Raw genomic sequence first — 12,895 nt, forward strand, 5'->3', positions numbered from 1 at the left:
GCGGAGGCGCGGAAGTTCTGCCAGGCGAACCAGGTGCTTCGCCACGGAATTCCGAGGACCGGCGCGCACGACCTCGCTATAGTCACTCCGTAATACCTAAACAGCTTAAGTGGCCATTACCAGGGGTGACGGTGAACGAGCTTGTACGGACCTGGGTGGACGGCTGGGTCGTCTCGCGCGGGGCGGCGCCGCCCGTCGTCGAGCCCTGGGGGTACACCGTCGACGTGGGGCAGCCGGAGCACATCACGCGGCACGTCCTCGCGGCGACGAACGACGGGGTCGAGCGGGCGGCGGTCCGGAAGGTGGCGGGGGCGGTGACCGGGGCCGGGGTGTGGCTCAAGGTTTTCGCGGACCCGGCGGTCGTCGGGCCGTGGCTGGGCGAGGGATGGTGGGTGGACCCCGAGCCCGCACACCTCATGTCGGTTTCTCTGAAGCCGGTCTCCCTGAGGGGTGCCGAAGCCTGCGCCGGGGCGGCCGCGGCGGACCGGGCCGTGCCCGAGGGCTACCGGCTGCGCGCCTGGTCTCGCGGAGGCGTCACCCGCGTGATCGTCGCCGCGCCGGACGGCTCCTGGGCCGCGCGCGGCCAGACCGCCCCGACCGGCGCGACGGCGGTCGTCGACCAGATCGAGACCTCCCCCGCCCACCGCCGCCGAGGACTGGGCACCCTTGTGCTGCGCGCGCTGGCGCGGGCCGCCGTCGATCAGGGCGCGGAGACCGGCGTCCTCGCGGGAACACCGGAGGGACGGGCGCTGTACGAGACGCTGGGGTGGACGGTGGCGGCACCGCTGACGAGTGCGAAGTTCACCGGGGCATGACGATCACGCCGCCGCAGACCGGCGACCGGCCACCGGCGACCGGCGCGAGGTTCACGAGAGTCGGGGCGGAAGGACAGAGACAAGGACGGGGCTAGCAGTCGGACGCGTTCGCCGCAGCGGCGGGACGGCTGGACGTACGCGCACGCTGCCACCGCCGCACCACCGGCCACATCCCGACCCCGATCGACAGCGCCATCAGGTGCCCCCAGTCCGTCATCGGATCCGCGAACTCGACCAGGTCGGCGACCAGTGACCCGCCGAAGACGACGAGGATCGTGCAGCGCGGCCAAGGTGTCAGCAGGCCCGCCAGCGCGCCGACGCACGCCGCGACGCCGAAGCTGATGCCGTAGTCGAGGCGGTGCAGGGAGCTGCCGGGCAGATGGCCGGCGAGGACCGCGAAGCCGACCGGGACCTCGGTGGCCAGGGTCGCGAGCACATGGCCGAGCAGGAACACGCCCGCCGTGCGCCGGCCCCCTGTCCGCCGCTCCAGAGCCGTGAGGACGAGCAGGAAGCCGAGCGCGTACGGCGACGTCACCCCGCCCGCGACCCACAGCGCGCTCGCCACCAGCACCAGCAGCGGATCCCGCATCAGATGCGCGACATCCGTACTGGATGCCTGGTGCAGGACATGCACGAACGACGGATCGGCGTACTCCGCGACCAGGGACGTGGCGACGAGGACGAGCGCGTACGCGAGAGTGAAGGGCGTACCGAGCGGGCTCGGCAGCAGCAGCCACAGGCGTGGAAGCCGGCGCGGCACCGACCGCGCGACGGACGGCGGCACCGGGGCCGGTCCGGCGGACGACGACGGCGCGGAGGCCGGGGACGGGACCGCTCCGGCGGACGGCGGCACCGCGAGGGGCGTCGTGCGCTGCCGCGGCAGGCCGTCCAGCGGGGGCGCGCCCGACTCCGGGGCCATGAGCGCGGCGTCAGCCGTCGCGACAGCGCGGTCCACAGTGCGGTCCACGTGCGGCGCTCCTTCCGTCGCGCCCCACACTTCGTGTCGCATGGCATCGCTGTCTATGACCGACACCACCCGCAACGCGATTCACAGCAGGGAGTTCCGGGTCGACGCACGGGAGTTGAAATTCCCGGGACCGTCCTGGTGAAAGTTGCCAGGATGGGCCCATGACCACCTCGTACGACTCTCCCGTAGTCATCGACCGTCGCGAGGGCCCTCACGGCGAGGTCGTGCTGCGCCGCCACGGAACGCTGCTTCAGATCATCGCCAACGGGTGCTTCCTGATGGACACCTCGGACGGACGCTCGGAGCGGCTGCTGGTGGACGCGGCCCGCGACGCACTGGACGAGCGGCCCGAGCCGAGCGTCCTGATCGGCGGCCTCGGCGTCGGTTTCTCGCTCGCCCACGCCGCCGCGGACGCCCGCTGGGGCCGGATCACCGTCGTGGAACGCGAGCGGGCCGTCATCGACTGGCACCGCGACGGACCGTTGTCCACGCTCTCCGCGCCGGCGCTCGCCGACCCGCGCACCGAGATCGTGGAAGCTGATCTCGTCGCCTACGTCAATGAGACATCCGCCACGTACGACGCCCTGTGCCTGGACATCGACAACGGACCCGGCTGGACGGTCACCGAGGGCAACGACAGCCTGTATTCGAAGGCCGGACTGGCAGCCTGCGCACGGGTGTTGAAGCCCGGTGGGGTGCTAGCGGTGTGGTCGGCACAACCCTCTCCGGATTTTGAAGGAACCCTACGGAATGCCGGGTTCCTAGGGGTGCGTACCGAAGAGGTCCCCGTTGCCCGGGGCGTTCCGGACGTCGTACATCTCGCTGTCAGACCTGGATAGCCGAGCGAAGGTGACTGCCCGTACTCTGCTCACCTGACGCAGATCATTCAAGCGTCAAGCGCAGTCATGGGATCACCCCACGGATTCCGGAAAGCACACCTCAGGGGCGGGCGATGGAGCAGACACACACCTCCCACAACGGCGCGGCGGCGACGCCCGGCGCTCAACGCCGGGTTCTGGTGGTCGAGGACGACCCGACGATCGTCGACGCCATCGCGGCCCGTCTGCGCGCCGAGGGATTCCTCGTGCAAACGGCAGGCGACGGTCCCTCCGCCGTCGACACCGCGGAGGCCTGGCAGCCCGACCTGCTGATCCTCGACATCATGCTGCCCGGCTTCGACGGCCTGGAGGTCTGCCGCCGCGTGCAGGCCCAGCGCCCGGTGCCGGTGCTGATGCTCACCGCGCGCGACGACGAGACCGACATGCTCGTCGGGCTCGGGGTCGGCGCCGACGACTACATGACCAAGCCGTTCTCGATGCGGGAGCTGGCCGCGCGCGTGCATGTGCTGCTGCGCCGGGTCGAGCGGGCCGTGGTGGCCGCCACGACGCCCCGCACCGGCATCCTGCGCCTCGGTGAGCTGGAGATCGACCACGCGCAGCGCCGGGTGCGGGTGCGCTCGGAGGACGTGCACCTGACGCCCACCGAGTTCGACCTCCTCGTCTGTCTGGCGAACACCCCGCGCGCGGTGCTCTCGCGCGAGCAGCTGCTCGCCGAGGTGTGGGACTGGGCCGACGCGTCCGGCACCCGGACGGTGGACAGCCACATCAAGGCGCTGCGCCGAAAGATCGGGGCCGAGCGCATCCGTACCGTGCACGGCGTGGGCTACGCGCTGGAGACCCCGACGCCATGAGCGACGGGCCGGCCGCACGGAGGGGCCCCGGGGATCCCTGGGGCGGAGTACGCCCGTTCTCGATCAAGACCAAGCTGGGCGCGCTGGTCGTCATCTCGGTGCTGATCACCACAGGCCTGTCGATGATCGCGGTGCACACCAAGACGGAGCTCCGCTTCATCACGGTCTTCTCGATGATCGCCACACTGTTGATAACGCAGTTCGTGGCGCATTCGCTCACCGCGCCGCTGGACGACATGAACACGGTGGCCCGGTCCATCTCGCGCGGTGACTACACGCGGCGGGTGCGCGAGAACCGCTGGGACGAGCTGGGTGACCTGGCCCACACGATCAACCTCATGGCCGACGAGCTGGAGGCCCAGGACCGCCAGCGCAAGGAACTCGTGGCAAATGTCTCCCACGAGCTGCGCACCCCCATCGCGGGCCTGCGCGCGGTCCTGGAGAACATCGTGGACGGCATCTCCGCCGCCGACCCCGAGACGATGCGCACGGCCCTGAAGCAGACGGAGCGACTGGGACGGCTGGTGGAGACCCTGCTGGACCTCTCCCGGCTGGACAACGGCGTCGTCCCCCTCCGCAAGCGCCGCTTCGAGGTGTGGCCCTACCTGTCCGGCGTCCTGAAGGAGGCCAACATGGTCGCCTCGGCACGCGCGAGCCTGGCGACGGGCTCCGGCAGCCACACCCGCACGGACGTCCATCTGCACCTCGATGTGTCCCCGCCCGAGCTGACCGCGCACGCGGACCCGGAGCGGATCCACCAGGTCGTCGCCAACCTGATCGACAACGCGGTCAAGCACAGCCCGCCGCACGGGCGCGTGACGGTCAAGGCCCGGCGGGGCCCCGCACCCGAGTCGCTGGACCTGGAGGTCCTGGACGAGGGCCCGGGCATCCCCGAGTCGGAGTGGCACCGGGTCTTCGAGCGGTTCAACCGCGGCGCCGTCAGCGCGCCGCACGGCCCGGGCAGCGACGGCGGTACGGGCCTGGGGCTCGCCATCGCGCGCTGGGCGGTCGATCTGCACGGCGGCCGGATCGGTGTGGCCGAATCCCAGCGGGGCTGCCGGATCCAGGTCACCCTTCCGGGACTTCCCTCTCTGCCAAGTTGACGTAAAGTTCGAACCGGAACCACAAGATCCACGAGCGTCCGCCGTGGCGGACACGTGTGATCAGGCAGAGGGCCGCGTGAGTCGTACCGCGACCCTGTCCCGACGTACCCCCTCCGGCCCGGAACCCCGCTTGTTTCCCGCCATTTCCACAGCCGAAACACGGTTTCCGATGTGACTTGCGCGACGTTGGACGGACCCGACCTGACCTTCCCGGCCATGGGGGCGTAGCCTTTATTTCCGCTGTCCATCACCTTGTGAAGCGGAAGAGGGCGGTTGCCGCCGTGTCGCCACAGTCCCCCAGTAACTCGAGCATCTCGACCGACGACCAAGCCGGGAAGAACCCCGCTGCGGCCTTCGGACCCAACGAGTGGCTCGTCGACGAGATCTATCAGCAGTACCTCCAGGACCCGAATTCGGTAGACCGAGCCTGGTGGGACTTCTTCGCCGATTACAAGCCGGGCGCAGCTGCCGCCTCGGCTCCGGCGGGTACTGCGGCCGCGGGGGCCGCAGAGACCACCACGCCGGCTCCGGCCGCGCCGACCGCTGCGGCCCCCGCCGCTCCCGCGGCACCGGCTCCGGCCGCCCCGGCACCGGCTCCGGCCGCTCCGGCTCCCGCGGCCGCTCCGGCGGTCCCGAAGCCCGCTGCCGCGGCTCCGGCCCCGGCCGCCGCGAAGCCGGCCGCCGCCGCGCCCGCCCAGCCGAAGGCCGCCGCGGCGACCGAGGCCGCCGAGGGCCCCACGTTCGTCCCGCTGCGCGGTCCCGCCGCCGCGGTCGCGAAGAACATGAACGCCTCGATCGAGGTGCCCACGGCCACGTCCGTGCGCGCGGTCCCGGTGAAGCTGCTCTTCGACAACCGCATCGTCATCAACAACCACCTGAAGCGTGCCCGGGGCGGGAAGATCTCCTTCACCCACCTCATCGGGTACGCGATGGTGCAGGCCATCAAGGCCATGCCGTCGATGAACTGGCACTACGCGGAGAAGGACGGGAAGCCCACCCTCGTCAAGCCCGCGCACGTCAACTTCGGCCTCGCCATCGACCTGGTGAAGCCCAACGGCGACCGCCAGCTCGTCGTCGCCGGCATCAAGAAGGCCGAGACGCTGAACTTCTTCGAGTTCTGGCAGGCCTACGAGGACATCGTCCGCCGCGCCCGTGACGGCAAGCTGACGATGGACGACTTCACCGGTGTCACGGTCTCCCTGACCAACCCCGGCGGCCTCGGCACCGTCCACTCGGTCCCGCGTCTGATGCCCGGCCAGTCGGTCATCATGGGCGTCGGCTCCATGGACTACCCGGCGGAGTTCCAGGGCACCTCCCAGGACACCCTGAACAAGCTCGGCATCTCGAAGGTCATGACGCTCACGTCGACCTACGACCACCGGGTGATCCAGGGCGCCGCGTCCGGCGAGTTCCTGCGGATCGTCGCGAACTTCCTCCTCGGCGAGGGCGGCTTCTACGACGAGATCTTCGAGGCTCTGCGGATCCCCTACGAGCCGGTCCGCTGGCTCAAGGACATCGACGCCTCGCACGACGACGACGTCACGAAGGCCGCCCGCGTCTTCGAGCTGATCCACTCCTACCGGGTCCGCGGCCACGTCATGGCCGACACCGACCCGCTGGAGTACCGCCAGCGCAAGCACCCCGACCTGGACATCACCGAGCACGGCCTCACGCTCTGGGACCTGGAGCGCGAGTTCGCGGTCGGCGGCTTCGCGGGCAAGTCCCTGATGAAGCTGCGCGACATCCTCGGCGTGCTGCGCGACTCGTACTGCCGCACCACCGGCATCGAGTTCATGCACATCCAGGACCCCAAGCAGCGCAAGTGGATCCAGGACCGCATCGAGCGCTCGCACTCCAAGCCGGAGCGCGAGGAGCAGCTGCGCATCCTGCGCCGCCTGAACGCGGCGGAGGCCTTCGAGACCTTCCTCCAGACGAAGTACGTCGGCCAGAAGCGCTTCTCCCTGGAGGGCGGCGAGTCCGTCATCCCGCTGCTGGACGCGGTCATCGACTCCGCCGCCGAGTCCCGCCTGGACGAGGTCGTCATCGGCATGGCCCACCGCGGCCGCCTGAACGTGCTCGCCAACATCGTCGGCAAGTCGTACGCGCAGATCTTCCGCGAGTTCGAGGGCAACCTCGACCCGAAGTCGATGCACGGCTCCGGCGACGTGAAGTACCACCTGGGCGCCAGCGGCACCTTCACCGGCCTGGACGGCGAGCAGATCAAGGTCTCGCTGGCCGCCAACCCGTCCCACCTGGAGACGGTCGACCCGATCATCGAGGGCATCGCCCGCGCCAAGCAGGACATCATCAACAAGGGCGGCACGGACTTCACGGTCCTGCCGGTCGCCCTGCACGGTGACGCGGCCTTCGCGGGCCAGGGCGTGGTGGCCGAGACCCTGAACATGTCGCAGCTGCGCGGTTACCGCACGGGCGGCACGGTCCACATCGTCATCAACAACCAGGTCGGCTTCACGGCCGCCCCGGAGTCGTCGCGTTCGTCGATGTACGCGACCGATGTGGCCCGCATGATCGAGGCGCCGATCTTCCACGTGAACGGCGACGACCCCGAGGCCGTCGTCCGCGTCGCCCGCCTGGCCTTCGAGTTCCGCCAGGCGTTCAACAAGGACGTCGTCATCGACCTGATCTGCTACCGCCGTCGGGGCCACAACGAGTCCGACAACCCGGCGTTCACGCAGCCCCTGATGTACGACCTGATCGACAAGAAGCGCTCGGTGCGCAAGCTCTACACCGAGTCCCTGATCGGCCGGGGCGACATCACGCTGGAAGAGGCGGAGCAGGCGCTCCAGGACTTCCAGGGCCAGCTGGAGAAGGTCTTCACCGAGGTCCGCGAGGCCATCTCCACCCCGGGCGAGGCGCCGGCTCCCGAGCCGCAGCCCGAGTTCCCGGTGGCCGTGCCGACCGCGGTCTCCCAGGAGGTCGTGAAGCGGATCGCCGAGTCCCAGGTCAACATCCCCGACCACGTCACCGTGCACCCGCGGCTGCTGCCGCAGCTTCAGCGCCGTGCGGCGATGATCGAGGACGACACGATCGACTGGGGCATGGGCGAGACCCTGGCCATCGGCTCGCTGCTCCTCGAGGGCACCCCGGTCCGTCTTTCGGGCCAGGACTCCCGCCGGGGCACGTTCGGCCAGCGCCACGCCGTCCTGATCGACCGGGTCACGGGCGAGGACTTCACCCCGCTCCAGTACCTCGCGGACGACCAGGCGCGCCTGAACGTCTACGACTCCCTGCTCTCCGAGTACGCGGTCATGGGCTTCGAGTACGGCTACTCGCTGGCCCGCCCCGACGCCCTCGTGATGTGGGAGGCGCAGTTCGGTGACTTCGTCAACGGCGCGCAGACGGTCGTCGACGAGTACATCTCGGCCGCCGAGCAGAAGTGGGGCCAGACGTCCGGCGTCACCCTGCTCCTCCCGCACGGCTACGAGGGCCAGGGTCCGGACCACTCCTCGGCCCGTATCGAGCGCTTCCTCCAGCTGTGCGCGCAGAACAACATGACGGTCGCCCAGCCGACGCTCCCGTCGAACTACTTCCACCTCCTGCGGTGGCAGGTGCACAACCCGCACCACAAGCCGCTGGTGGTCTTCACCCCGAAGTCGATGCTGCGCCTCAAGGCCGCCGCCTCGAAGACGGAGGAGTTCACCACGGGCGCCTTCCGCCCCGTCATCGGCGACGACACCGTCGACGCCGCCGCGGTCCGCAAGGTCGTCTTCTGCGCCGGCAAGCTGTACTACGACCTCGAGGCCGAGCGGAAGAAGCGCGGCGCCACGGACGCAGCGGCTGCCGAGACCGCGATCATCCGCCTCGAGCGCCTGTACCCGCTGCCGGGTGCCGAGCTCCAGGCGGAGATCGCCAAGTACCCGAACGCCGAGAAGTACCTGTGGGCCCAGGAGGAGCCGGCGAACCAGGGCGCATGGCCCTTCATCGCCCTCAACCTGATCGACCACCTGGACCTGGCGGTCGGCGCGGACGTTCCGCACGGGGAGCGACTGCGGCGCATCTCCCGCCCGCACAGCTCTTCGCCGGCCGTGGGTTCCGCCAAGCGGCACCAGGCTGAGCAGGAGCAGTTGGTGCGAGAGGTGTTCGAGGCGTAGGTCTCGGACACACACCGACACCGAGGGCCCGGCTCCGAGTTCTAACGACTCGGGGCCGGGCCCTCGCTTTGTACCTCAGGTCGGCTGCGGTTCGAAGTCCCAGTACGGGCGGTTGCGGGAGCGGGCCGAGACGGTGTGGACGTGTCGCGAGCCCAGCGTCGCGGCGAGATCCGCAAGCACCTCCTGCTCGATCTCCTCGGCCCGCCGGTGCTCCCTCAGGCCACGCAGGTCCGCGGCCTGGGCCACCCGGGCGGACAGGGTGAGGGGGTGGGTGCGGCCCAGTGCGTCGGTGGCCCGTGCGACCGTGCTCCCGCTCAGCTCGGCCGCCGACTCGACGTCGCCGATGAATTGACGCACGGCGGCGGCGTTGATGGCGCAGCCCAGGGTCCAGGGGTGGCTCTCGCCCATCGCCGCCGCCATGGCCGTCAGCGCCTTCTCGGCCCCGAAGCGCGCCTCGTCGCGTGCGCCGACCTGGCGCAGGAGCAACACGTGGTTGGCGCGGGCGCCGATGGTGAACGGATGTCCGTCGGTGAGCATCGCTTCGTAGCGGGCGATGAGGGATTCGCTCGCCGCGCCCGCCTGGTCGATGTCGCCGTACTCGCGTGCGAAGCAGCTCTGGCTGACGGCCGCGGCCAGCGTCAGGGGGTCGGTCTCGCCCAGGGTCCGCTCGTAGCGCTCCAGTACGCGGGAGAAGAGCTTCCCCGCCTTTTCCCGGTCGCCGGCGCGGTACTGGCACAGCGCGAGGTTGTGCTCGGCGCGCAGGGTCTGCGGATTGTCGGAGCCCATCACGGCGCGCTGCGCCCGCGCGTTCGTCGCCTGGGCCGACTCCGCCTCGGCGTAGTGGCCCAGCAGACGCAGGTCTGTCGCGCAGGAGGTCTCCGAGAGGAGGATTCCGGGATGCCGCCCGCTCAGCAGCGCCCGACGTGCCTCCAGCGTCCGCCGGTCGACGTCCAGCGCCTCCTCGTAGCGGCCGAGCAGCCGCAACGAGAACCCCAGGTCGTGCTGAGCGTCGAGGGTCCGCGAGTCCTGTTCCCCGAGGAGGTCGAGGCAGCTCGTGAGCAGCCGCCGGGTCAGCTCCAGCGCCTCCCCGTAGCGGCCGAGACCCCGCAGGTCGGCGGCCAGGCCGGCAGCCGCGCGCAAGTGGTCCGGGTCCAGCTCCCCGCGCTCTTCCCGCAGGTGCTCGACGGCCGCCCGGTCGACGGCCTCCGTCCGCCGGTAGTCCCCGGTCGAGCGCAGCAGGTTGGTGTGGTGGGCGGTCAGCTCCCAGATCACGGGATGGGTGTCACCGAGCAGTTCCCGCCAGGCTTCCAGGGCGCGCTCGGCGAGCTCGACACCGGCCGCGTACCGGCCCGAAAGGTGAAGGTAGCCGAGGCAGTTGAGGACCAGCCGCTGTACGCCGGGGTCAGGACTGTCGAGTACGTCCGCGTACTTCAGGTGCGGGACGATCTCCGCGTACTCGCCCCAGTGGCGGGTGTCGGTGGGACGGCCGGGGTCCGCGCTCGCCAGTGCGCGCCGCACGACGGCGGCGAACTCATGCCGCTCGTCCTCCGGCATGTCGTTGCGGACGATCTGGTGCACCATCCGGTGCAGGTACAGCGACTCCCCCGAAGAGGTGCTCCCGTCGGTGGCCGCCTCATGGGACTCCAGACGGACGACGGAGTACTGACGCAGTTGGTGGATCGCCTTGTTCCACAGCAGCCGGTCGTTGAGCAGCCCGGTGATCGTCTCCGGCAACTCGTTGTGCGGCATCTCCCTGAGGAACCGTACGGGGATGAGGCCGGGAGCGAAGAAGGTGCACAGACGCAGCAGGTCGACGGCCTCCGGGACGGTCTCGCGGACCTTGTTCAGCAGGATCGACCAGGCCGTCCGGAACGCGATCGGGAAGTCCGCGGAGACCTTGACCACGTCCTGGTCGATGCCTCCGTCCAGCAACGCGATGTACTCCCCGACGGACAGGTCCGAGTCGTTGAGCCAGCCCGCGGTCTGGTCCAGCAGCAGCGGCAGATCCTCCAAGGCCTCCGCGAGCCGGTCGGCGTCCGCCTCCGCCAGCCGTGGTGCGCGGCGCCTGATGAAGGCCACCGATTCGGGCCGGTCGTAGACCGGGACTTCGAGCAGTTCGCTGTTGTGTTCGCCCCACTTGAGGTTGCGGGAGGTGATCAGTACGTGCCCCGGTCCCGTGGGCACCAGGTCCTCGATCTGGTCCGGGTCGTCGGCGCCGTCCAGGATCAGCAGCCAGCGCGCGTACGGGTCGCCCCGGCGCAGTGAATCCCGCACCGCACGCAGCCGCTCGCCGTACTCGGCACCCGTGGACAGGCCGAGTCGCGAGGCGAGTTCGGCGAGTGTCTGCCGGAACACCCCCCGGTTGTCGGCGCCGACCCACCACACCACGTCGTACTCGGAGCTGAACCGGTACACGTACTCGACCGCGAGCTGGGTCTTGCCCACGCCTGACATGCCGTGCAGCGTGAGGACGCCCGCACCCGGCTCGGCGCCCTTCAGCAGGCTGTAGGCGTCGCTCAGCAGCGACTCACGTCCCGTGAAGCGGGTGTTGCGGCGCGGCACTCCGCCCCACACCTCGGGTGTGGCGGCCGGAAAGCGCGGCCCGCGCCGCTCGCCGCCCGAGGCCGCGGGCAGCGAGTCACCGGGCAGACCGACGAGCCGGGCCAGCAGTCGTCGTTCGGCCTCGTCGGCGCCCGTGTCGGTCAGATCGACCGCGGCGAGCACCGCCGCGGCCGAGGGCACGGGCGCGTTGGTGACCGAGACGGCCACGAACCGGGACGGGTCGGGCGCCACGACCTCCCGGAGGGCCTCGTTCCACTCGTCGTGGGAGCGCAGGCCCAACTGGAAGTACCACTCGCTGACGACGATGAGGATCCGGCCCTCGGCGAGTTTCAGATCGCGCAGCAGATCAATCAGCGGGATGTCGGCCGGCACATCCCAGAGCATGAGTACGGCGCGCACACCCCACCGCTCCAGACGGTCTCCGATCCAGGCCGCCCAGGCCCGGTTGAACCCGGCGTAGACGATCGTGACACTCGATGCCGCACCAGGGACATCCGCAGGGGCGGCCGCGGACCGATCGCCTGAAACCGGGCCCGTCGCGTCGGCTTCGGCCCCGTGGACCGAGGTGCGAGGGGCTTGCGTTCCCCTGGCCGGGGAGGTCTCCGGGACCCGCTCGGCAGCCACCCTCAGCCGCGCCACCTCGTCGCGCAGACTGCCGAGTTCGGCCTGTTGCCGGGCCCGTTCCTGCTCGGCGGCCGCGGACTCCTCGGCGGCTGCCGCCGCGTCCGCGGTGAGCAGTTCGTGCTCCAGGTCCGCGCAGCGTTGCTCGGCCTCCGCAACACGGTGTTCGGCGGCCGCGAGCGCCGCTTCCAGGTCTGCCACCCGGCGGCGCAGCGTGTCGCGTTCGGCGCGCACCCGGTGTTGCTGTGCGCGCAACACGTCCAGCTCGGCTCCGCTGGTGGCCTGATGGGCCTCCAGTGTCCGTGCGAGTTCCTGACGCTCCTCCTCCACCCCGGCCACACGCTGCCGCTCCGCGTGCAGCAGCGTGGCCACCGCGTCGGCCTGGGTCCTGGCCACCTGGGCGTCCTGATGGGCCGCGGCCAACCGGTCCTCCAGCTCCTGCACCTTCCAGGCACGGCTGTTGCTCGACCGGAGGGCCGCCCGCTGGAGCCCCGTCACCCGGCCACGCGCCTGCGCCGACAGCGGGCGCCCCAGTTCCCTGCCGACGTCGTCCATCAGCGTGGCGACGAAGTGGTCCGGTGCCACGAGGTCGCCGCTGAGATAGCGGCTCACACTGCTCGGGCTGTAGGGCCGCAGGGCGGCGTACCGGCGCACGGAGAGCCTGAGCACCACGAAGAACTTGCGCAGCTCGACGGCCAGCTCACGGCGCTCACCCGCGAGGTCGTCCGCGAGCGCGTGCAGGCCGACGCTCGCGGCCGCGACGCCCGCGATGTCGTCGTAGGGGAGCAGTTCCCCCGACACCACCTCGTCCGGCTCACCGTCCCCGCGGGCATCGCGCCCCTCGCGTGCTCCCTGCGCGTCGCCGCCTTCGGGTCGTTCGTCCACTCGCGCCTACCCCCAGGGCTCCGCTCCGGCCGTGTCCCACAGCATCCGCAACGCGTAGCGCTTCACGCAACACCCCTTTGCCCTATCAGAGTTGACGCATCAAGTCGCTCATCTCCGGGCGCACACGCGAAAGGAAACGC

At 70.6% G+C, this 12,895-nt stretch carries 7 protein-coding genes; 5 read left to right on the forward strand and 2 right to left on the reverse strand.

The window, feature by feature from the left end:
• The first annotated feature begins 131 nt into the window (after positions 1–131).
• Positions 132–815 carry a GNAT family N-acetyltransferase gene (locus SAVERM_RS15430; protein ID WP_037649055.1) on the forward strand — a complete coding sequence of 228 codons (684 nt, stop codon included), beginning with the start codon at positions 132–134 and terminating at the stop codon, positions 813–815.
• A 91-nt stretch (positions 816–906) separates the two neighbouring features.
• Here the strand turns inward: SAVERM_RS15430 and SAVERM_RS15435 are convergent, their stop codons facing one another.
• Positions 907–1,734, reverse strand: a complete 828-nt coding sequence (locus SAVERM_RS15435) for a rhomboid-like protein (RefSeq protein ID WP_237529338.1) — start codon at positions 1,732–1,734, stop codon at positions 907–909.
• 209 nt (positions 1,735–1,943) lie between these two features.
• Here SAVERM_RS15435 and SAVERM_RS15440 point away from each other — a divergent pair, with 209 nt between their 5' ends.
• The 4 genes from SAVERM_RS15440 to SAVERM_RS15455 all read left to right on the forward strand — a co-directional run bounded on the left by SAVERM_RS15440 (position 1,944) and on the right by SAVERM_RS15455 (position 8,687).
• On the forward strand, positions 1,944–2,621 hold the full coding sequence (locus SAVERM_RS15440; protein ID WP_010984401.1) for a spermine/spermidine synthase domain-containing protein: 678 nt from the start codon (positions 1,944–1,946) through the stop codon (positions 2,619–2,621).
• 113 nt (positions 2,622–2,734) lie between these two features.
• Positions 2,735–3,472, forward strand: a complete 738-nt coding sequence (locus tag SAVERM_RS15445; protein ID WP_010984402.1) for a response regulator transcription factor — start codon at positions 2,735–2,737, stop codon at positions 3,470–3,472.
• Positions 3,469–4,575, forward strand: a complete 1,107-nt coding sequence (locus SAVERM_RS15450) for a HAMP domain-containing sensor histidine kinase (RefSeq protein ID WP_010984403.1) — start codon at positions 3,469–3,471, stop codon at positions 4,573–4,575. The genes SAVERM_RS15445 and SAVERM_RS15450 overlap by 4 nt, the downstream gene beginning before the upstream one ends.
• A gap of 281 nt (positions 4,576–4,856) precedes the next feature.
• Positions 4,857–8,687, forward strand: a complete 3,831-nt coding sequence (locus tag SAVERM_RS15455; RefSeq protein WP_010984404.1) for a multifunctional oxoglutarate decarboxylase/oxoglutarate dehydrogenase thiamine pyrophosphate-binding subunit/dihydrolipoyllysine-residue succinyltransferase subunit — start codon at positions 4,857–4,859, stop codon at positions 8,685–8,687.
• A 75-nt stretch (positions 8,688–8,762) separates the two neighbouring features.
• Here the strand turns inward: SAVERM_RS15455 and fxsT are convergent, their stop codons facing one another.
• The gene (gene fxsT / locus SAVERM_RS15460; protein ID WP_159029024.1) at positions 8,763–11,714 is read right to left on the reverse strand and encodes an FxSxx-COOH system tetratricopeptide repeat protein; all 2,952 of its coding nucleotides are present in this window, start codon (positions 11,712–11,714) and stop codon (positions 8,763–8,765) included.
• Between the last annotated feature and the right edge of the window lie 1,181 nt (positions 11,715–12,895).

The sequence above is a fragment of the Streptomyces avermitilis MA-4680 = NBRC 14893 genome (assembly GCF_000009765.2).
Classification (GTDB): Bacteria; Actinomycetota; Actinomycetes; order Streptomycetales; family Streptomycetaceae; genus Streptomyces; species Streptomyces avermitilis.

What these genes read in the sequence shown, in the direction of transcription:
- SAVERM_RS15435 (WP_237529338.1), bottom strand. Translation starts at nt 1,734, where the DNA reads ATGGCCCCGGAGTCGGGCGCGCCCCCGCTGGACGGCCTGCCGCGGCAG.
- SAVERM_RS15440 (WP_010984401.1), top strand. Translation starts at nt 1,944, where the DNA reads ATGACCACCTCGTACGACTCTCCCGTAGTCATCGACCGTCGCGAGGGC.
- SAVERM_RS15445 (WP_010984402.1), top strand. Translation starts at nt 2,735, where the DNA reads ATGGAGCAGACACACACCTCCCACAACGGCGCGGCGGCGACGCCCGGC.
- SAVERM_RS15450 (WP_010984403.1), top strand. Translation starts at nt 3,469, where the DNA reads ATGAGCGACGGGCCGGCCGCACGGAGGGGCCCCGGGGATCCCTGGGGC.